The sequence below is a fragment of the Paenibacillus sp. FSL H8-0034 genome (genome assembly GCF_038000305.1).
Lineage (GTDB): Bacteria > Bacillota > Bacilli > Paenibacillales > NBRC-103111 > Paenibacillus_S.
Genome location: NZ_JBBOBS010000001.1, coordinates 6,576,523 through 6,598,418 on the forward strand (window position 1 = coordinate 6,576,523; position 21,896 = coordinate 6,598,418).

The following is a 21,896-nucleotide window of genomic DNA, read 5'->3' on the forward strand; positions in this document are numbered from 1 at the left end:
ATCACTTCCCGAATATTCATTAATATAAATGACAAGCCACAAATTGCTGCGGCATGACTTCCTTTAACTCCGGACGCACGCCCTGGCACTGATCCATGGCCTTCGGGCATCGCGTATGAAAGGCACATCCGGAAGGCGGCTTTGCCGGATTGGGAACTTCTCCTGTAAGAACGATGCGCTCGCGTCTTGCTTTGCGGTTCGCCTCGGGTGCAGCTGAAAGAAGGGACTGCGTGTACGGATGCAGGGGCGTGCTGTAGAGCTGGGATTTCGGGGCAATTTCCACCAGCCTGCCCAAATACATCACCCCAACCTTATTGCTTACGTGTTTGACGACGGATAAATTATGAGAAATAAACAAGTAGGCCAGGCCAAACTCATGGCGAAGGTCGTCCAGCAGATTAATAATTTGTGCCTGTATGGAAACATCGAGTGCGGAAACGGCTTCGTCCAGAACAATCAATTTGGGATTCAAACTCAGTGCGCGGGCAATCGCAATCCGCTGCCGTTGTCCTCCGGAAAATTCATGCGGATGCTTCAGTCCGGCCTCTTGAGGCAGACCGACGACTTGGATTAATTCGGCAACCCGTTCCCTGATTTCAGCCTGTGATCCTTGGGTATTCACTTGCAGCGGCTCTGCGATGATCGCATTTACGTTCATTCTCGGATTCAGCGAGGAGTACGGGTCCTGGAACACCATCTGGAAGTTTTGGCGCATTTGCCGAAGCCGGTCTCCCTTGATCTTCGTGATATCCTGTCCATCAAAAATAATGGAGCCTTCCGTGGGTTCATATAGCCGCATAATAACCCGGCCGGTCGTCGATTTTCCACAGCCGGATTCGCCGACCAGTCCCAGCGTTTCTCCCTTTTTGATGGTGAATGACACATTGTCGACCGCCTTGACCTCCCCTACCCTGCGCTGGAGAATACCGCCGTGAATAGGGAAATGCATTTTGACATTCCGAACCTCCAGCAGGTTATTTTCAGTATCTACGGCGCTTTGTTCGGTGTGTTCGATTAGCTCGGTTTGCTCCTTCAGGCTCATTCTGCAACCACCTTCCATTATGTTCTATACCAGGGCGCAGCGGACAAAATGTCCCGGACTTAATTCTCGCAGCTCCGGCATGCTCGTATGACAGCTGCCGCGTGCCATGGAGCAGCGTTCCGCGAATCGGCAGCCCACCGGGAAATTCGCCGCGCTCGGCACCGTTCCAGGGATCGTAATCAGCCGTTCATTGTCTTCCGTAATGGAAGGGATGGAGCCCATCAGGGCCAAGGTATACGGATGCAGCGGTTTATCAAATACCACATCGGCAGCACCCGATTCGACAATTTGGCCTGCATACATCACCGCCATATCGTCGGCCATCTCCGCTACGACGCCAAGATCATGCGTGATGAAAATAATGGCCGTGCCCGTTTGATGCTTCAGATTACGCATCAGATCCAGAACCTGCGCCTGAATGGTGACATCCAGCGCTGTGGTTGGCTCGTCGGCGATCAGCAGCTTGGGTTCACAGGCCATCATCATCGCGATCATCACCCGCTGCCGCATGCCTCCCGATAATTGATGCGGGTACGAGCTAATGATCATCTCCGGCTGTGGGAACCCGACGCTGCGCAGCTGCGCGATGGCTTTGCTGCGGGCTTCGTTTCTGGAAAGCTTCCGGTGCCTCATCAGCACTTCCATGATTTGCTCCCCGATTTTGAACAGCGGATTCAAGGCGCTCATCGGCTCCTGGAAAATCATCGCCATCTTGTTGCCTCGTAAATCGGACAGCCGCTTTTCGTCCATCTTCACCAGATCTTCGCCGTCGAACATCACCTCGCCCTCGACAATTCGTCCATTCGGACCTGGTACAAGGCCCATCAGAGACAACGACGTCATGCTTTTGCCGCTGCCCGATTCTCCGACAATACATAAGACTTTGCCTTTCTTCACCTCAAAATCGACGCCATCGACAGCTTTAACCTGTCTGCTTGATGTGGAAAAGTACGTTTTTAAGTTGCTGACTTTAAGCAAGGCTTCCATATTCGCTGCACCGCCTCTTTTGAGGATTTAAATTCTATTTATATCCATATGTTTACTTTGATTTCAGTGTACATTCGCTGATCGGATCGCAATCATCCGGTTAGGATCACGCTGGTATTCATGAGTGAACTGGGGGTCTGATCGAGGTCGGCTTTGTCTGCATGATCTGGTTGTGTTATACGCGGCTGGCCGCAGCCGTCTTCAGGCTGTCGGACACCGCCGTGAACGCCTTCGATCTCATGTTATGCAGCGAACCTTCCAGGACATGTGCTGGAGACGTGGTCGCCGTACAATCCATCAGCAAAATATTGTCGTAGCCAATAAAAGCGGCATCGTGTATCGTATCCATGACGCACTGGTCGGTATTCACACCTCCGAAAAACAAGGTTTTAATCCCGTTGGCTTGCAGGATGGCATCCAGGGAAGTTCCCGGAAACCCGCTGATCCGGTATTTATCGACCCAATAATCACTCTCCTCGCGCAGCGCCTCCAGCTCCTCCACGAGAGCGGCGGACCAGGAGTCCTTGATCAGCGTTAAGCCGAGGTTATCCGGCAAAGGATCGCCAATCCCCGGCCGGCCGTTCCGCTGCCAGCCATACAGCAGGCTTGGAGGCAGATTGGCGGTGTCTGGGCGATGCCCCCAGTTGACCCAAATGATCTGCATACCCAATTCGCGACTGCTTTGGATGGCCGAAGTGATGGCCGGCACTAACTTCAGCGCGCCCTCCGGACGCCCCAGCAAGGGCGAACAGAAATAGTTTTGCATATCGATCAGGATCAAGGCCGAACGTTCCGGGTCAAATTTCAGGGTCCGGTTCTCATTCAGGTCCATCGTCACCGCCTGGGCAGCACCCCGGCTGATGTCAAAATCATCCCCCTCTACGATCCAATAGTTAACTCTGTTTCCGAATCTCATCGTGTAGCCTCCGTTTCATTCGTATCATTACTATCATTCATTTCATGATCTGGATGGAAGGGTTGCAGCCTTCAGGCTGTCTGAATCGGTGGTAAACGACCGGCCCTTCATGTTATACAGCGCACCTTCCAGCGCATAGGACGGCGAGGAGGTTGCCATACAATCCTGCAGCAGCACATTGTCAAAGCCGAGAAAAGCCGCATCCAGCAGGCTGAACATCACACATTGATCCGTGTTGACTCCCGCATAAAATAACGTGTTGATTCCGTTCGAACGCAGGATTTGATCCAGATTCGTACCCGGAAACCCGCTGGTCCGGTATTTATCGACCCAAAAGTCGCTCTCTTCGCGGCAGACCTCCAGCTCATCCACCAGGGCGGCCGACCAGGAATCCTTGACCAGCGATAAACCCAGTCCGTCCGGCAGCTGCTCGCCAATATGCGTACGGCCCTTTTTTCGCCTGGAATACAGCATGTTAGGCGGCAGATTGGCCGTATCGGCCCGGTTCCCCCAGTTCACCCAAACAATCTGAATCCCCAATTTACGGCTGCTCTCGATCGCAGAGCGGATAGCGGGAACCAGTTGGATCGCGCCATCCGAACGCCCCAGCAGGGCGGAACAGAAAAAGTTTTGCATATCGATAATGACCAAAGCGGATCGTTTCGGATCGAACTGCAAGGTTTCCTCTGCTTCGATTCCGATGGTAGCGCTAGTCGCGGAGCCCCGACTGATGTCAAAGTGGCTGCCTTCTACAAGCCAATAATTTTCTCCATTGCCGTATCTCAACCCTGTCATCTCCTTATATCGTCTCTATGCCTACGTACATCCTGTCATCCGGTATCAGCCGGATTTCACTTTGGAATGCGGATCAAATTCATCGCGGATGCCTTCACCCAGCAAGGTGAAAGCCAGCACCAGCAGGAAGATCGCCAAGCCCGGGGCAAAAGAAATCCAGGGGGACATGGTCAAAAAGGTGGTGCCGCTTTGCAGCATTTCGCCCCAGCTGGGAAACGGAGGCGGCGTCCCGAGCCCGAGGTAGGACAAGCTGGCCACGACCATAATTGCATGCCCCATATTCAAATTGCACGCCACGGTCAGCGAAGTCGACGCATTCGGTAAAATGTGGCGCAGCAGGATGCGCCAGGTCGGAACGCCGTGGCTTCTAGCCGCCTGCACAAATTCCCGGTCCCGGATACTGAGCACCTGGCCCCGGGTAATCCGTATGAATTGCGGGGCCATAATCACGGCCACAGCGAAGGCGGCGTTAATAAACGAAGGCCCCATAATAAAGGTCAGCGCCATGGTCAGGACCAAGCCGGGAAACGCCAGCCAGGTATCAACGACTCGCATCATGATTTCATCCACCCAGCCACCATAGAATCCGGAAATCAACCCCAGCGGGACCCCGATGGCAAAAGCGAGAGCGACGATCAAGATGCCTGAAGCCAAGGATTCCCTCGCGCCCCAGACGACCCGGCTGAACACGTCACGCCCCAGATTGTCGGTACCGAAGAGATGCGCCAGCGTCGGCGCCTTCAATGCGGACGTGTAGTCTGTAGCAAACGGTGAGTACGGAACAAAGGACGGCAGGATCAGCGCGACGGCAATAAAGCCAAGCACCATTAGTAATCCGGACATGATCAACGAATTGTTGCGGATTTTTTTGAGCAAGGTCATCGTTTTGGCTTTGAGCTTCAACTGATTGACCTCCATCTTTCTTCGGGTAACGTCCATTGACATGGTATTCATTTCCCCCCTTTTACGAATACCGGATTCGAGGATCCAGGAACGCATACAGCACATCGACTAACAAATTCGTGAATAAGATCGTACCGCCCATAAACAACACGCTGCCATTGACGACCGGATAATCTCTTTGGACAATCGCGTTCAGCACCAGCTGCCCCATACCGGGCAGTGAAAAGATTGATTCAATCAGGACGGCCCCGCCCAGCAAGCCGCCCATCTGCAGCCCGATCACCGTAACCACTGGCAGGATCGCGTTGCGCAGCGCGTGCCGCAGCAGGACGGCTCTTTGCCGCATGCCTTTGGCCCGGGCCACCTGAATGTAAACCTGGCTCAAAACCTCCAACATTTCGCCACGCAGCATTCTGGACTCCATGGCGGCTAAGGGAAGCGAGAGGGCAAACACCGGCATGATCAAATGATACAGATTCGTACCGAGGCCCTTGGACAAGGGAACCCAGCCCAAGGCCGGGAACCACTGTACCGTAACGGAGAAGACGAAGACCAGAATCAAGGAAACCCAAAAGGTAGGAACCGCCGCTCCGGCCAAGGCCATGAACCGCCCGAAATGATCAATCCATGAATTCGGATATTTGGCCGACAGGATGCCCAAAGGCAGCGCGATGCACAAGGACATCAGGATCGCCAAGATGGCAATTTCCAAGGTGACCGGAAGCCGGGAAAGAATCAGGCCAATAACCGGCTGGCTTCCATACAGCGAGCTGCCGAAATCCCCTTGCAGGGTAGCGGATAAAAAGCGGACGTATTGGACCGACAACGGCTGATCCAGTCCCAGCTTGACTTCCAATAAATGAACAGCTTGCTCGCTGGCCTCCTCGCCCAGAATCGTATGCGCAGGATTGCCAGGAACCAGATGGATCAAGCTGAAAGTAAAAGTAATCAGGAGTAGGCATACCGGGATAAACCACAGAAGGCGGCGTCCAATATAACTGGCCATGGCAGAATCACCTCCATTATTTGCTGATCGTCGTTTTGTACAGTCGTAACAGCTGATCGGGATACACATCAAAGCCTTGTACTTTGTCGGTCCAGACATCCACGACAGGTTGGTAGCCGGTGAATACACCCGGAACCTCATCCAGCAGCATCGTAGAAACCTGGGAGTAGATTTTTTTTCGCTCCTCCACCGATTGGGACTCACGTGCCGTCTGCATCAGCTTATCTACCTGGGCATTGCTGTATTTTCCGTAATTGAAGGGAGCGTTGCTGACAATAAAAGCGTAGCTGTTTTGATCGGGATCGATCATCCCGCTCCAGCCGCCTCCTGTGGCATCCCAATCTCCGCTGTTTCGTTTCTGGGTGATCGCAGCCGAATCGAGGGCTTCAATTTTCATCGTAATGCCAACCTTGGCCAATTGGCTCTGGAACAGCTGGCTGAGCTGCAGAGTTTGCGGGTCGTTAGCGCTGAGTAACGTGAAGGAGAAGCCATCGGGATTACCGGCTTTCTTCAGTTCTTCCTTGGCGGAATCGACGGAATACGCGACCTTCACATTCGGGTCGTTGGCAAAACCGGCCGGGGAGAAGAAGGAGAAACCCGGCACGAATTTGCCGAAATAGATCAGTTGATTGATTTCATCGCGATTGATCGCATAATTGACCGCTTTACGGTTGTTGATATTGTTGAAAGGCGGCCGCTGCAGATTGAGTGTCAGCCTTGAGTAGCCGAAGGACGTGCTGATGCCGAGCTTGAGATTTTTCGTTTGCTCCACCTTGGGAATATCCTGAAAAGGGATCGAGTCGACCAGATCGACCTGGCCGGAAATGAGTGCATTCAGTTTTTGCGATTGGTTGACAATCGGCTTGAATTCCACCTCATCCAGCTTAGGCTGGTCCTTTTCCCAATAGTTCGGGTTTTTGCGAATCGTCAAATGGTCATTTTTGTTCCATTCCACGAATTGGAACGGGCCGGTGCCGACCGGATTCATCTCATATTGATCGCCTAATTTGGCCCTCGCGGTGGGAGAGGCAATCAAGCCGGTACGACCGGTGATGGTAGCGATAAAAGGAACAAACGGGGTCTTCAATTTAACGACGAGCGTATGCGGATCCGGCGCCGAAAGCTCCTCCACGAGTATCAAATCCGAGCTGCGCGGAGAGGCATTGGCCGGGTCCATAATCCATTTCCAGTTATCAATAACAGCCTGCGCATTAAAATCAGTGCCATCGTGAAATTTGACGTCTTTTCTTAATTCAAAGGTGTACGTCTTGCCGTCTTCACTCACGGTCCATTTGGTGCTCAGACCGGGAATGAATTTGCCATCCGGGGTCAGCTTGACCATTGGATCATAAATATTGTTGTACAGCTCCTCATCAATCAGCCGGGTGGATTTGGCTGGGTCGAGCGTACCGAAATCGGTAATCGTCCCGACTCTCAGCTTTCCACCTGAAGCGTCTGCGGGAGCTGGTTGTGCGGAAGAAGCTGTGGATGGGTCCGTTGCGCTGCTACAGCCGGAAAGAAGGGTAACTACAAGGAAAGCGGACAATGATGGCAATAAAAACCTCTTTTTTATATCAGCCTTTAATTTCATATAAATCCTCCTTCTAAAGTTTATTAGAATTGTACCGCTTGCTGCTTGCCTTGCTTCGTGTACTATCCTTATCTCTCCCACTCCTTTTGACAAATACACCTAAAACAACGACGAAGTTACTTTTTGTTCAAGCATCGAACTCTGACTGAGTTCAAAGGTTGAACTTTATTTGTGTTATGTATTCTTACATTTACATAACACTTTTATGACTTAGCCTCATCATATATGTAGTTTTACAAATCGTAAATAGTGATTTTCAGATGCTTACATTCATTTTTTGGATGTAAGCGTGTTCCCAAAACCAATTATGTAAGGTAAAATGACATTATCATAGAAAGTGGAGGAGATGACGAGATGATTATGGATCAAATAATAACGTTTCTCGGGGTATACCATGCAGGGAGTTACCAAAAGGCAGCTGAGCAGCTGTATTTGCCGCAGTCTACCGTCTCGACCCGGATCAAGCAGCTCGAACGCGATCTAAACAAGACGCTCTTTATACGGAGCAGGACGGGCATTCAATTGACCGAGGAAGGACACACCTTCCTCCCCTATGCACAGAGAGCCGCCACCTCACTCGAAGAAGGAAGGCTGGCTGTCGAGCAATTAAATCGGCAGCAGTCCGGCAAACTGACACTTGGCTGCAACAATTCTTTCGCCTGCTCACTGATTCCGCATTTACTGGCAAAATTCAATGCCGATTACCCTGATGTATCCATTCACGTACTCGGATGTCCTACACGAGAACAAATAAGAAAAATAAACTACAACGAGCTCCGGCTGGGCATCAGCCGATATGCTGTGAACATTCCGTCTTTGACATTCGTAAATATTTTTCAGGAAGAGATCCGTTTGATAGTTTCAAGGAACCACCCTTTGGCCAAGAGGAAGGTTGTAACGATCGAGCAAATCACCGCGGAACCGTTTATCTCCTATGAATTAGACACTCTTTACCGTAAAAATCTGGAAATGACGTTGGGCCATTTAAACGTTACTCATGAAATTAAATATGAGAGTAACAATTTGCCACTGCTTAAATATTGGATCAAGGATGGGTGTGGAGTGTTCCTGTCAGGGGAGCTTCTATTCCGTCAAGAATTGCTTCAGCAGGAGGTGGTAGCCATACCTATCGAGGTCAACCCATTTCCAACCGACAAAGTATTCCTCGTTTACAAGAAAGATAATTTAAACAGTCTTGATACACTGTTTATGCAGCACACTACCCATACGATGCAGAGTATGGAAAACCTCAGGGATGATTTAACGGGAATGTACCAGGCAGGGACCATTTAACAACAATGTGGGCAGACGCCATTTCGATCTGCCCTTTCCTATGCAAAGTCTTGATGAAAAGCGCTTGGCTGTCGCCACTGGTTTTGTCCGTTCTCCGTGAAACGTTGGCTTTAAAACGAAAAATCCCCCTAATCCAAAACGATTAAGGGGATAATGATTCAGAAATTTTCCAGGATATATTCGATTACATTTGTTCTGTTAATTGATCTGTCGGTGCACAGCATCTTGCATTTCTTCTCGTTCATAAACTTTCTCGCCAGCTCTTTATCGTTAATAATATATTTAATCGAATGATTATCTGATTCCGGTACGTAAGTAGCCATTTTGTATGCACTATATTCCGCCGGGGAAATCTCTCTGTTTAGATCTCTGATTACTAATTCAGATTTTTTGAATCCTGTCATGATGAGTAAGGAATTATCTTCATCATATCCCTTTTCCGGTTGATTTCCTGAAATATAATAACACTTTACCATATCAAACCCCTCCTCCTTATTTAAAACCAGATATGCTACCCTTGATTTAAAAAATTCGAACGGCACAATGTCAGTTTAATTCACATACAATAGTACAATATGAGAAACCGCTTTTGCAATACCAGCGACTAAAGATTTATACGATTCAATTGTATATTGATGCATGATGATACATTTTCACAAATTTTGAAAAACTAGTATCAACAACTTTGAAAATTTTCTCAAATATTATGACGCCACACATGACCCGCTCCTTCATCATTTCGTAACGCATAAGTCATCAATTGATCATAGTTGTTGTGAAATAAATCACATACATAAGCTATAATAAGTGGTAAATAAGAGCATAATGTTCAAAAGGAGTGTGCATTCGGATGATGAATTACGACCCGGTATTTTACAGCCGTATTTTGACAGGACTTACGCTTGGATTTCACATTATTTTTGCTACGATAGGTGTCGGACTGCCTGTCATGATTGCCATTGCCGAGTTTCTGGGAATCAAGCGCAAAGATCCACATTATACACTGCTCGCACGTCGCTGGGCACGTGGATTCGTCATCACTGTGGCAGTCGGCGTCGTTACCGGTACTTCAATTGGCTTGCAGTTGAACCTGCTGTGGCCAAGCTTTATGCAAATCGCGGGTCAGGCGATTTCTCTGCCTTTGTTTATGGAAACCTTCGCTTTCTTCTTTGAGGCGATATTTCTCGGGATTTACTTGTACACCTGGGATCGTTGGAAAAATCCTTGGACGCACTTTGCAATTTCCATTCCCATTATCATCGGATCGACGTTATCCGCATTTTTTATTACGATTGTTAACGCCTTTATGAATACGCCACAAGGCTTTAAGCTGTCCGGTCGAACCATTATCGACATCGATCCCATGGTCGCGATGTTTAATCCGGCCACACCTACCAAGACCGCGCACGTGATTTCATCAGCCTATATGACAAGCGCATTTGTGCTCGCTACCATAGCCGCATTAGCCTTATTGGCAGGTAAAAAGCATGTATATTACCAAAAGGCACTCAAGCTGACGATGATTTGCGGACTGATCTTCTCCTTATCCACCGCGTTCATCGGTGATCTGTCCGGTAAATTTCTTGCCGAATACCAGCCGGAGAAGCTTGCCGCAGCCGAATGGCATTTTGAAACTACAGCGCAGGCACCACTTGTATTTGCAGGCTATATTGATAAGGAACACAATATTCACTATGGCTTGAAGCTTCCTTATGCGCTGAGTATATTGGCTTTTGCTGATCCGAATGCGGTTGTGAAGGGCTTGAATGATATCCCTGTGGATGAACGTCCACCGCTCTATATCCATTATTTCTTTGATGCCATGGTGGCGATCGGAAGTTTGATGATTGTGCTCTGTATCGCATATTTATATTTGAACAGAAAAAAGCGGCGTCAACAAGGAAAAGAAGTGCCGCGCTGGCTGCTTCGCTTCATTACTTTCTCAGGCCCGCTTGCAATGCTGGCGATTGAATCCGGATGGATATTTGCTGAAGCCGGAAGACAGCCATGGATTCTGCGCGGCTATATGAAAACGGCACATGGAGCCACGACCGCTACCAATGTAGACTGGATGCTGCTGATGTTCTCAATTCTTTACATCATACTTGGATTTGGCGCATGGACGGTACTCCGCCGTATGTTCAAGACGAATACGCCTGAAGAGGAATTAGCATTGCGGGTTGATCAAGGAGGTGAGCACCAATGAGTATTGAAGTCATCGGAATTACAGTGCTCTGGGTTTTCCTTTACGGTTATTTAATTGTAGCTTCGATTGATTTTGGGGCGGGTTTCTTTAGCTACTACACGATGATAACCGGGCGCAAAAATATGGTGCATGGCATTATCGAACGCTATTTATCGCCTGTCTGGGAAGTCACTAACGTTTTTTTGATCTTCTTTATGATCGGGATGGTCGGCTTTTTCCCGGATACTGCTTATTATCTTGGAACCACCTTATTAATTCCTGGCAGTATTGCGATTGTACTGATCGCTATCCGTGGCTCCTACTACGCTTTCAGCACCTACGGCTCCAAGGAAAGCCATCTGTACAAGCTGCTTTACGGGGGCAGCGGTCTATTGATTCCAGCTTCATTGTCCATCGTATTGACGATATCGGAGGGCGGATATATTGAAGAAAGCGGCAATAATGTCACACTGCTCTTCTACAAGCTGTTTACCAGCTCTTATGCCTGGTCGGTTGTCATCCTGTCGCTTGTCAGTGTGCTCTATATATCTGCAGCTTTCTTAACCTATTATGCTCACAAGGCTAAGGATACCAAAGCGACAGAAATTTTGCGAAGGTTTGCAATCGGGTGGAGCGGTCCGACAATATTAGCGAGCTTGTTCGTATTTTTCGCTATTCAGCGTCACAATCCGGTTCATTTTGACAACATGCTGAAGCTATCCTGGATGTTCGTTGTATCCTTGATTTGCTTTATGATTGCTACCTATCTTATATGGAACCGCAAGCGTCTTGGCGTTGCTTTTTTATTCGTGATGCTGCAGTTTGCCTTCGCTTTCTTCGGATATGGCGCGGCGCATTTACCTTATATTATTTATCCGATGGTTTCGATACACGAAAGTGTCACCAGCCCGGAAATGGGAATTGCCCTGATCGGAGCTTTTATCGCAGGCTTATGCCTGCTCATCCCTTCACTGATTCTACTGATGCGACTATTTCTGTTCGATGCAAATTATGTGCAGGGTCTGCAGAAAAAGTGATTGCATGGCAGTTAGGCTGGCACTCACTCACAAGCTCACAGCTATCAGGTGAGACATCACGAAATTGCACATAACAAACAACCTCCACAACCACTTCGTGGCTTGGAGGTTGTGGAGGTTCCATAACATATATTAAAATAGCTATTATTCAAAATATACCGCTTTGCCGGTTTTGGACGACTCATAGATGGCTTCCAAAATTTCCGATACAACGCAGGCCTGTTCAGGCGTGACAACGGGATCTGTATCCTCTTCAATTGCTTTCAGCCACAGACGCGCTTCCAGATCAGCCGGGGATTCTTGCTTCCCATCATAAAAATCGACGCCTTTGGCAGCCAATTGAATTTCATTCATGAACAATTTGCTATGCTTTTCACCGTTAATACGCAGACCATCCTGCATATCCGCACCGCCTTCGGTTCCGCACAAGGTCGTTTTGGCTTCACCGGTTTGCAGCATATTGATCGCCCAGCTCGATTCCAGCACAATAGTTGCTCCATTCTGCATCGTAATCATGCCAAATGCTGAATCCTCAACTGTAAATTTATCCGGGTCCCAGGAACCCCATGCATTAGCTGCGTCCTTCTTAGAGGACAGCTTGTGGAAGGCTGTGCCCAAGACTGCTTTCGGCTTATAGTTATCCATCATCCACAAGGTCAGATCCAGTGCATGGGTACCGATATCAATTAGCGGTCCGCCGCCTTGTTTTTCTTCATCTAGAAACACACCCCAGGTCGGTACGGCACGACGACGAATTGCGTGAGCTTTGGCATAATAAACCTCACCCAGATCACCCTCGCCACATATTTTTTTCAAATACTGGCTGTCTGAACGGAAACGATTCTGGTAGCCAATGGTCAGCTTCTTGCCTGAACGCTTGGCCGCTTCCACCATACGACGGGCATCCGCTGCTGTTTTGGCCATCGGCTTCTCACACATAACATGTTTATCCGACTCCAAAGCAGCAATCGTAATCTCCGCATGTGAATCATTTGGCGTACACACGTGTATAATATCAATGGACCCGTCCTGCAGCATTTCTTTAAAATCGCTGTATACCTTCGCACCCTCGGAACCATATTTATGAGCAGCCTCATAAGCTTTTTCTACTACGATATCACAAAATGCTACCATTTCTGCGTTTGGCTGATTTTGCAAAGCAGGCATATGCTTGCCATTTGCGATTCCACCGCAGCCAATAATTCCAATTCTGTACGTTTTCGACATGATTAGAGTCATCCCCCTTATAAGTTTAAGTAAAGTATAGTCAAGCTTCTACCAAAAAGATATGACTAATTTGGTCCATCTTTTATCCGATTTGGCTATTTCAAATTTCCTGGGAAATAAGAAAAAAAGCTCCTGAGCGGAGCTAATTCGACTAATGACACATCCGTGTCCGTGTCTAAGTGGTTGCTTTTCTTGCGAGATAAGAAGGGTTCAGCAAATTCATTCTTTTAAAAGTTTTACTGCCGCCAATTCTGCCTAAATCCATCAATCCGCCAAAGCAGGGCAGTTAGTCATTACTTGCAGTATGCTTGATACAATTATAGAGCTTATACTCCCAGTGTCCGCCGTTTTTGATTATCGTCGTAACAGAAGTATTGTGAAGATCGCTCCCTGTTGAATCATCCTGAAGCAGGCCTTTTAACGTTTGGCCAATTAGAAATCCATGACTGATAACAAGTATTTTTTTACCGGGATAATGTTCTGCAATATCATTGACAAAGCTCATTCCCCGTTCGCGGACAGACTCATGGCTCTCCTCGTTTAGGTCGAGCAGAATCCAGTCCTTGCCCCATTTCTCAATTCGCTCTTCTTCAGTGGTTCCTTCAACTTGGCCTCTGTAGATTTCACGCAGACGGGTGTCATACTGGGATATCGGCATGCCCAGAGCGGAGGATATAATCTCCGCCGTTTCCTTGGCACGCAATAAATCACTAGATACGAGTATGTCCCATTGTTCCTCGGTCAAACGCTGCGCAACAGCGGCAGCTTGCTTTCTCCCCGTTTCATTTAAAGGATTGTGCATATGGCCCTGGGCTCTTTTTTCCAAATTAAAATCCGTATTGCCATGTCTGACAAAAGTAATCGTCGCCATTCTATTAACCACCCTCAAATGAATTTCTTATTCTCATGCTGTTTCCCAACTGTATAAATCAGTTTATTTGATTGTCGCTTACGGGAGAGCTTGGTTTAGCGGCCTCAATAATAGAAGAAATGGGCACAGTCTCCCCTTTCTGTGGGTAATAAGCCCCGATTCCTTTCGTATCCAATAATTTAGTATGAAATCCGTGAACTGGAATTACTGCTTTAGGGGCAATCCTTTCGATTAAGTCAGAAATTTCTTCTGGATTGGCATGCCCTCTGTTGCTTATTGAATGCCTGGTGATGCTGAATGCCTTGCAATACTTTACAACCTCAGGATGGTCTATATCTACACTGTAGTCTGCTTGAATGAAATGCGAATTTCCGTGTGATGAGCCCAGTACTTCAAGCTCAATCAAATGAGCAAGGTCAGGGAACTTGAAAAAGTACAGGATATCGCTTTTCTGCTCTGCTATTTCCTCCAGTGTAATCGTAGCGTAAGGCAGTGCCTTTCCGGCAGCAGCCGTAACATCTACGATTTGAATGCTCTTACTGAGGGCGGGGTGATTCTTAAGAATTCCTATGCCCTCGTGATTAGCCTGATGCCAAATAACAGCAAGGGAGGCATCCATCACGATCTTCCGCCCTTTATCTGCGGCAATTTGAATCATCTCAGCCATGCGCTCCAAATCTCTCGGCGACATTTGCAAATAGACAAGTCCTTCCGCCTGCTCCAGAATAGCGGAAAACATGGACAGCGATTTTTCTTCCTTCCGAGGTGCAGATACTTGGGCCACCGTGTTTGGGTTGACACGAGTCGATTCTGTAATTAACAAATCCACACCTTTCTTGCGGCATAGATCAATGAACCGGTCGATTCGTTCCGGATGTCTGCCATGGAGGCGCCAGTCTCCTGTAACAGCGATCTTGTGATCCTTGCTTTCAATAAAAATGGCTGATGCCCCAACTGTATTATGATCCATCTCTACGATCTGGAGCGAAAAGTCCTTGAAATTAATGACGCTTAAATCCTCACAAGGAATAATCTTGGCTTGTGTGTCCGTTGCATGCCCGGCCTCTACGATTCCACGGTACAACGAATGTGTATCCTTGTTCATGTAAACGGGAATATCCCGATGTGCGAATGGCAAAAGAGACATGTGGTCATTATGCATATGTCCGATAAAAATGCTCAGCTGTTCATAATGCGGAAATTCACAGCCACCCCAAATACTGCGGACTATAGACGGGTCCAGCCCTTTAACATGCTGGGGCTCATAAAGCTCAAGCAGCGGCGGAGCCATCTTGGCCAAAATATGCTGGCGGATTTCACGGCTCGGCGTAGCGACAACGGGATTATATATATTGGCATTGCCCGGATTAAGCAAGCTGTGATGTGCAGTTCCAAAATCAAAGAGAAGTGCCTGATTCCCGTTTCCATACAGAATCTGAACTCCCCCAGACGTATCCGCACCACCAAAAAATGTCATTTGTTCACTACTCAATTTAATCCCCTCCTAATTTTTCTATTCGCATATTCGGCTGGTTATCCTGAGTGTCATCGATAAATATCTCCAACAATTGTTTAAAGCTGCTGCAAGTCAGATCCGGTTTATAGAGCGAAGTATCCTTGTCCTCATACCAAGCTAATAATACGGATAAAATTCCTGCATTTTGCGCCGCTAATAGATCAACATTCGTATCCCCGACCATTGCAGCGCAATCGGGATCTGTCCCAATATGCTGCAAAGCATCAGCGATCCCTTCGGGAGATGGCTTTCCTTTGCTAACATCCTCAATAGCTATGATGACTTCAAACAGCTCAGCCATCCCGTAAGCCTGAAGCGCATTGTTGACTGGCTCTCTTTGCTGATTGGTGACAACTCCAAGCTTAAAGCCGCGGTTTTTCAAAGCTTGAAGACCGGGGATGACGCCAGGAAAAGGCGGTGAAGATTTGTGATATCCGTTCAGCTTCTCCAGACAAAATTCATCGGCAACAACGCGGTTTCCATCGGGATCAATAGAAAGCAGAAGCTCGTGGAAGACATTGCCGAAATTTTCAACGATAAGCTCATAGCTGTACTGGCCAGGGTAATGCTTATCTAATGCAGTAAATTGAATATTCATTAGAAATTCTCGACTATCCAGCAAAGTTCCATCCAAATCAAACAACAAAGTGTTAATCTCACGTAAGTTCTTTTTTATTACTTCCACCTCGCATCCCCTTGTCTATTACTGAAGTGATTCTTCATTCGTCACATTCCGAAACCGGAGAGTATGCTGCAAAGCTTGCCGTTCAGGCGCTCGTATAATCTCCGGTGTAAGCTCGCCTGCTTCTTTCATTCTTCGAATCAAACGCTCGCCAAGCACCTTTGTCGTTTCATGATAAGCCTGTAATCCGATCAGATTGTTCAATTCATGGGGATCAGCCAAAAGATCATATAAATATTCTTCCTCGTAGTGGCTTGAATTCGGACTTGAGTAACCATCTACACCTGTTGCCACTACGCTGTATTTCCAGCGTTTGGTTCTAATTGCTCTGCCAATTTGTGATTCACTGATTTGAATGAATACATCATCCGGCCATTCACAATCAGTTCCTTTCAGCAAAGGCAGCAGGGATCGGCCTTGCATCTGCTCGGGAATAGGTATGCCTGCGGCATCCAACAGGGTTGGCGGAAGATCAATGAGGCTGACCAATTCATTCAACCAGCCCTTACCGTTAAAGCCTGGACCTCGGATCGCGGTTGGCACCCGTATCGAGCTTTCATGGCAGGAACGCTTGTATTCGTCGTTTCTGGTTTTAAAGTGACAGCCATGATCTGATGTAAATAGAACAATGGTGTCATCCGCAAAATTCATGCTCTGCAAAGCATCCAGCATACGCCCAAGCGCCTCGTCCAACCGTTTGACCATCCCGAAATAACCGCCCAGATGCTGTCCGCTGCTGCCTCCCAAGCCCTGCAAATCGCCGGGGATCCATCTTCCCGTATACTTGTCGCGGTAGCCGATGGGCGGGGGATAATCGTCCAAATGATTCTGATGATGCGGCTCCAGATAGGAAACAAATAAAAAGAATGGTTGTTCCTTGTGATTATCCATATATCGGATGGCTGCATCCGTCAAGGCATCTACCCGATATCCCGGAAGTTCAACCTGTTCACAATCATTGTTATAAACGACTGTATGGTAGGAGTCAGAGCACAGCTCTAACGCATTGGCCGCCAGCCAATATTCGTAGCCCCCCCTCTCGGATTCGACCACGGGTCCCCTGCCATTGGCAAGATGCCATTTCCCGATATAGCCGGTTTGATAGCCAGCTTCGCCAAAGTAATGTGCCAACGTCTTCGTTTTATCGGAAAGTGCTATATTATTTTTAAAGCATCCCGATGTTGTAGGATACAGACCCGTCTGCAAGCAAGACCGGGCAGGACCGCAAACCGGCTGGCATGTAAAAGAATGGGAGACATGCGTGCCCTGCATCGCCATACGGTCAAAATTAGGGGTTAATTCCAATGGATTCCCATGCACTCCCGTTGTATCCCAACGCTGCTGATCGGTAAAAAATACAACTACGTTTGGCTGTTCCCTCTTTTGCTTCTTCATAGCATTCACTCCCCGCTGTATTATTGCACGACTTTAATCGTTCCAATTTCCCCATATCTCCTTCGAATTGGCCTTCGAAGAAGGAAGGACAGGCCGGTAAGCCCACGGATCACCCATACGATGCTGCCACGCAGAAAGCTCGGAGGCCAGTCTCTGAATTTCCTGCGTATAGCGAGTCTCATCGGATAAATCGTGCAATTCCCAGGGATCCTCACTTATATGAAAGAGCTGGATGCGATCCGTGCCGTAATTATGCTCTTCAGGTCGGTAATAACGGATCAGCTTCCATTCGCCATCACAAACCATTCGCTGCAAATCCTTATAGACGGCAAACACACTGCTATGAACTTGTTCCTTGTCTCCTTGAATGAATGGAATAAGGCTTTCACCCTCAACTGTATGGGGAATAGGAATTCCAGCAAGCTCGCACAGCGTCGGGAATATATCGAATTGACAAGCAAGCTCATCATATTGTTTGCCTTGGGGAAGACTGGGTCCGCTTATGAGCAGTGGAATGCGAATACTGTGGTCATACAGGTTTTGTTTTCCCATTAATCCGTGCTGTCCGAGAGCAAGTCCGTGGTCTGCGGTGTACACGATGATCGTGTTCTCCAACTGCCCGCTCTCCTGCAGCGCCTTGAGAACATCACCAATCCGATCATCCATATGTGTAATCATCGCGTAATAATCTGCTATATGCTGGCATACGGAGTCCGGATTGCGTGGGCTCGGCTCGAGCAGCTCATCCCTGACTGTCATTTCTCCGTTATCGAAAGGATGCTCCGTCATGAAATTGGGTGGCAGCTCTATATCCTCAGCACGATACAAATCTGCATATGGCTGCGGGGCTGTCCTTGGATCATGTGGGGATGTATAGGCCAAGTATAGGAAGAACGGCTGTTCCTCTTGATACTCCTTGATAAAATGAACGGCTGCATCCGTGAACATATCTGTGGAGAATGTCTCCCCATTGTATTTTTGCTCCTTGCTGTACAGCCCAATGGGATCGAAGTCGTAAACAGGCACTTGAAGATGATTACTCATTCCACCAAAAAAATATTTTCGACCCATTGGAGAAGCTTTTGATAAAGCTTGTTCTGTCATTATGCCACTTGCCTGTCGCAAAAGTATGATAACCCGCTTCGCGCATCACATGTGGCAGAATCGCAAGCTCGGGATTGATCGTCATCAACCCCGGCCATTGGTTTAATTGATGGCCTTGCGAGGCGTTCAGCGTGTGAGCACCGGTATTGATGCATGCCCTGCTGGGTACGCAAACTGCCGGAGTAATGCCTCCCGTAATATACGTTTTTCGGAAGGCTACGCCACGGTTTGCCAGCGAATCCAGTACAGGCGTGTGTATGCTCGCATTTCCTGTGACATGAATCGTGTCAAACCGTTGGTCATCGGCTACTATAAACAAAATATTGGGCTTTCGGATTGTATTCATTGAAGAGCTCCTTTACTAAAGTCCGCTTGAAACCAAGCGGACATCTGTTCTAGTTTACCTTCGTTTTTCAACCTAAAGCTAAGCGCGGCATGGCCTACGGCTCAAAGGCTCGCTGCGTTCCATATCATTCAATAGCTCAAGCAGCAGCTGCATCTTGACAGCTTGATATTCGGGAACATCAAATATGTTATGCTTTTCACCAGGGTCTGTTTTCAAATGATAAAGCTCACCGAAAGCTTCTCCCATGTAGACAGCCAATTTCCACTCCTCGGTAACCCAGCATTTAAAACGGATACGGTCAGGCTCCTCCTTGAATTCGATTCGAACCCCGTTCCGCTCTAATGCTTTTCCGTTCTGCAGACGGTTTTTGAGACTGATTCCGTCTCGTTGAAGCGTATCCTTGATGCCTGCAAAGTCCAGCACGGTCGGCAGCATATCAATCAATGAAACACATTCCTCTACCTTGCAGCATCCGAATGCGTTGGGATAGCGCATGAGTAACGGTATATGCGTCACACCTTCATAAATCATCGGGCCTTTTTGGCCGATGCTGTGATCACCCAGCATTTCCCCGTGATCGGTGGTGAAAATAATGAGCGTATTGTCCTTAATTTCCAGCTGCTCCACTGCTTTCAAAATCCGGCCTAATTGTTCATCGATTAGCTGTACCATCGAATAATAATAAGCACGGGTTGCTCTCGTTTTAAGCTCATCCTTGAAATATGGCCTCCAAGGCGCTTTTACATTACCTGCGATGACAAACTGCCCGTTAAAGCGGCTTTCTACCATTTTGCCGTCAAGCAGAAGCGGAATATGCTCTGCATGGCCTGTTTCACTATCTACATCAATATCCGGTAAAGGAATAACATCAGGATCAACCCGATTTTGAAAATCAAAGGGCAGTACGTGCGGATGGTGCGGATCCTGGAAGCCGAGATTCAAAAAGAATGGCTGATCCCCTTCGTGCCGCTCCAGAAAATCGATCGCTCTTTCGGCGATCCAATGCCCGTTATGCAGTTCTACAGGCAGATTCCAGTTTCCCGTATCATTGGCATCTTCTTCATATAGACGATCAATCTTCAGAGTTGAAGGATCAAACCCCTTTTGCTTCACCCAGTGCTCATAAAAGCCTGTTATTCCAAAGGTAGTGTGGCCAATTGCAGGCTCAGCTGTTTCGAAGCCGGCGAAGTTGCGCAGCGGAGTGCCCACTTCATCCACCTTCTGGTTTTCTGGGCTGTCCACCCAAAAAGGATGCCAATGCGCCTTGCCGATATGATGTGTACGATAACCATTTTGGCGTAAAATCGTGCTCAAAAAAGAGTCATACCCGGAAGCAAAGGTGCCAATATTATAAGCACCATGCCTGGAAAGATGCATTCCGCTCATCATCGATACCCTTGAAGGCGTGCATACTGTATTGGGACAGTAGGCTTTGCCAAAGCATGCCCCCTCTTGTCCGAGACTGTCCATGTGGGGTGTATTCATAAAAGAGCCGCCATTAATCTTCACACTGTCGAAACGCTGCTGGTCGGTAGTGATTAATATAATGTTAGGTTTCTTGCCTTGCATGCATGCGTCCTCCTATCGTTACGAAATCCCTTTTACTCATCCAACGCAACGTGCTGTTCCACTTTAGGTCCTCCTGATATTGATTGGCTATTTTTTCGTATTTTTATTGTACTCCACAATTTGTTCGGTTATTTTCTTCGCTCCCTCATCCAATGTCTGTTTGACGTCACTTCCTTTTAGAATCCTGGTCAATGAATCGTTAATAACATCACGTTCCTGGGGATAAACACCGAGGATCGAACCACTAGCGGCGTTGTTGGCAGTAGCGGAAGCCAATTGGTCAATAGCGGTTTTAAACTGTGGATAGGTTTTCAGGTTTTCAACCATTTCTGGCAGGGCATAAGAAGCAGTGGTTACCGGGAAATAACCGGTATTGATGCTTAGGTAAGCTTGCTGGTCCGGTTTAGTAAGAAATTTGATAAATTTCCATGCTGCTTCCTGCTCCAGCTTGGGGCGGTTGTTCATAATGAAAAGGCTTCCTCCCGATATAAACGAGCCACCTGGCTTGGCGTTAGCTGGTTTGGGCAACGGAGCCGTTCCCAGTTCAAACTTGCCCTTCGATCCGGTTATAATGTTTTTAACACCTGCCGTAGAAGCAAGGACCATCCCTGCTTGGCCGGCAAAAAATGCCTTCTGTGTATCTGCCCTTACACCGCCTACATCCAGCGTCGAGCCATTATCCTTAAGCTGCTTCCACATATTGAAGACGCTTATTCCGCCTTCGCTGTTAAGCAAGGACTTGGTCGGCTGCCCCATACGACCGTTACCGTTATCCACAAGTTCAGCACCCTGAACGGACATAAACTGCTCGACGAACCATGATTCATTAGAGAAGGAGACACCAAATTTGCCGCCGCCTGTTAGCTGCTTTGCCATTTGTATCAGCTCATCGTAGGTTGCCGGTGGTTTATTGGGATCCAAGCCGGCTTGCTTAAACATATCCTTGTTATAATACATAATCGCATTGGATGAGTTGAACGGCATGGAATATAAAGCGTTCTTGTATGTATAAGCGCTGATGATCGTTTTTTCGAACTGGGATAAATCGAATTTTTCTTTATCAATAAACTGCTGCATCGGTGTCACCGTACCGCTGTCAATCAATGGCCCAACTTTATCAAAGCTCGACTGGAACAAGACCGGACCGCTGTTGGAATTAACGGTTGCAAACAATTTGGTGAAGGAATCCTCATATTCCCCTTGGAACACGGCCTCTACTTGAACATCTGTCTGGGATTTATTGAAGTTATCCGTCATTTGTTCTAATACTTTACCATTGGCTCCAGCCAGTGAATGCCACCAAACGATTTTTACCGGACCTGATTGCGGCTTAACCGTTTCCTCAGCATTGCTTCCCCCATTGCTACATCCAGAAGCAAGCACCATTGAAGCGAGCAACGAGAGACCCATCTTTCTCCTTGTAAATTTCAT

20 protein-coding genes are annotated in these 21,896 nt (G+C 47.9%); 3 read left to right on the forward strand and 17 right to left on the reverse strand.

Annotated elements, in window-relative coordinates; all coding sequences use genetic code 11:
- Positions 1-19 precede the first annotated feature (19 nt).
- The 7 genes from NST47_RS29475 to NST47_RS29505 all read right to left on the reverse strand — a co-directional run bounded on the left by NST47_RS29475 (position 20) and on the right by NST47_RS29505 (position 7,240).
- Entirely contained in the window at positions 20-949 is a 930-nt protein-coding gene (locus tag NST47_RS29475) for an ABC transporter ATP-binding protein (protein WP_445667488.1), read from the reverse strand.
- 117 nt (positions 950-1,066) lie between these two features.
- Positions 1,067-2,029 (reverse strand): ABC transporter ATP-binding protein, encoded by a 963-nt coding sequence (locus tag NST47_RS29480; protein WP_341158323.1) that lies wholly within the window; start codon positions 2,027-2,029, stop codon positions 1,067-1,069.
- Positions 2,030-2,204: 175 nt separating this feature from the next.
- Entirely contained in the window at positions 2,205-2,945 is a 741-nt protein-coding gene (locus NST47_RS29485) for a cysteine hydrolase family protein (RefSeq protein WP_341158324.1), read from the reverse strand.
- Between the two features lie 42 nt (positions 2,946-2,987).
- On the reverse strand, positions 2,988-3,731 hold the full coding sequence (locus NST47_RS29490) for a cysteine hydrolase family protein (protein WP_341158325.1): 744 nt from the start codon (positions 3,729-3,731) through the stop codon (positions 2,988-2,990).
- A gap of 54 nt (positions 3,732-3,785) precedes the next feature.
- On the reverse strand, positions 3,786-4,679 hold the full coding sequence (locus tag NST47_RS29495; RefSeq protein ID WP_341158326.1) for an ABC transporter permease: 894 nt from the start codon (positions 4,677-4,679) through the stop codon (positions 3,786-3,788).
- A 25-nt stretch (positions 4,680-4,704) separates the two neighbouring features.
- Positions 4,705-5,649, reverse strand: coding sequence for an ABC transporter permease (locus tag NST47_RS29500; protein WP_341158327.1), 945 nt, complete (start codon positions 5,647-5,649; stop codon positions 4,705-4,707).
- A gap of 16 nt (positions 5,650-5,665) precedes the next feature.
- Positions 5,666-7,240 (reverse strand): ABC transporter substrate-binding protein, encoded by a 1,575-nt coding sequence (locus NST47_RS29505; protein WP_341158328.1) that lies wholly within the window; start codon positions 7,238-7,240, stop codon positions 5,666-5,668.
- Positions 7,241-7,594: 354 nt separating this feature from the next.
- Here NST47_RS29505 and NST47_RS29510 point away from each other — a divergent pair, with 354 nt between their 5' ends.
- Positions 7,595-8,533 (forward strand): LysR family transcriptional regulator, encoded by a 939-nt coding sequence (locus NST47_RS29510; RefSeq protein ID WP_341158329.1) that lies wholly within the window; start codon positions 7,595-7,597, stop codon positions 8,531-8,533.
- Positions 8,534-8,691: 158 nt separating this feature from the next.
- On the opposite strand, the gene NST47_RS29515 is transcribed toward NST47_RS29510, so the two are convergent.
- Positions 8,692-9,009: a hypothetical protein gene (locus tag NST47_RS29515; RefSeq protein WP_341158330.1), complete on the reverse strand. Its 318-nt coding sequence runs from the start codon at positions 9,007-9,009 to the stop codon at positions 8,692-8,694.
- 374 nt (positions 9,010-9,383) lie between these two features.
- On the opposite strand from NST47_RS29515, the gene NST47_RS29520 reads away from it, so the two are divergent.
- Complete coding sequence (locus NST47_RS29520; RefSeq protein WP_341158331.1) at positions 9,384-10,739, forward strand: cytochrome ubiquinol oxidase subunit I; 1,356 nt, start codon at positions 9,384-9,386, stop codon at positions 10,737-10,739.
- Positions 10,736-11,755: a cytochrome d ubiquinol oxidase subunit II gene (locus NST47_RS29525; protein ID WP_341158332.1), complete on the forward strand. Its 1,020-nt coding sequence runs from the start codon at positions 10,736-10,738 to the stop codon at positions 11,753-11,755. The genes NST47_RS29520 and NST47_RS29525 overlap by 4 nt, the downstream gene beginning before the upstream one ends.
- Positions 11,756-11,899: 144 nt before the next feature.
- Here the strand turns inward: NST47_RS29525 and NST47_RS29530 are convergent, their stop codons facing one another.
- From NST47_RS29530 to NST47_RS29570, 9 genes are all read right to left on the reverse strand, one after another.
- Entirely contained in the window at positions 11,900-12,982 is a 1,083-nt protein-coding gene (locus NST47_RS29530; RefSeq protein WP_341158333.1) for a Gfo/Idh/MocA family protein, read from the reverse strand.
- 286 nt (positions 12,983-13,268) lie between these two features.
- Positions 13,269-13,853, reverse strand: a complete 585-nt coding sequence (locus NST47_RS29535) for a histidine phosphatase family protein (RefSeq protein WP_341158334.1) — start codon at positions 13,851-13,853, stop codon at positions 13,269-13,271.
- A gap of 58 nt (positions 13,854-13,911) precedes the next feature.
- Complete coding sequence (locus NST47_RS29540) at positions 13,912-15,345, reverse strand: hypothetical protein (protein WP_341158335.1); 1,434 nt, start codon at positions 15,343-15,345, stop codon at positions 13,912-13,914.
- A 1-nt stretch (position 15,346) separates the two neighbouring features.
- Complete coding sequence (locus tag NST47_RS29545; protein WP_341158336.1) at positions 15,347-16,054, reverse strand: HAD family hydrolase; 708 nt, start codon at positions 16,052-16,054, stop codon at positions 15,347-15,349.
- An 18-nt stretch (positions 16,055-16,072) separates the two neighbouring features.
- Positions 16,073-17,446 (reverse strand): sulfatase-like hydrolase/transferase, encoded by a 1,374-nt coding sequence (locus NST47_RS29550; RefSeq protein WP_341158337.1) that lies wholly within the window; start codon positions 17,444-17,446, stop codon positions 16,073-16,075.
- Between the two features lie 33 nt (positions 17,447-17,479).
- Positions 17,480-18,490 carry a sulfatase-like hydrolase/transferase gene (locus NST47_RS29555; protein WP_341158338.1) on the reverse strand — a complete coding sequence of 337 codons (1,011 nt, stop codon included), beginning with the start codon at positions 18,488-18,490 and terminating at the stop codon, positions 17,480-17,482.
- A complete protein-coding gene (locus tag NST47_RS29560) occupies positions 18,483-18,896 on the reverse strand; it encodes a sulfatase-like hydrolase/transferase (RefSeq protein WP_341158339.1) in 414 nt (137 codons plus the stop codon). The genes NST47_RS29555 and NST47_RS29560 overlap by 8 nt, the downstream gene beginning before the upstream one ends.
- A gap of 78 nt (positions 18,897-18,974) precedes the next feature.
- The gene (locus tag NST47_RS29565) at positions 18,975-20,465 is read right to left on the reverse strand and encodes a sulfatase family protein (protein ID WP_341158340.1); all 1,491 of its coding nucleotides are present in this window, start codon (positions 20,463-20,465) and stop codon (positions 18,975-18,977) included.
- Positions 20,466-20,552: 87 nt separating this feature from the next.
- On the reverse strand, positions 20,553-21,896 hold the full coding sequence (locus NST47_RS29570) for an ABC transporter substrate-binding protein (RefSeq protein WP_341158341.1): 1,344 nt from the start codon (positions 21,894-21,896) through the stop codon (positions 20,553-20,555).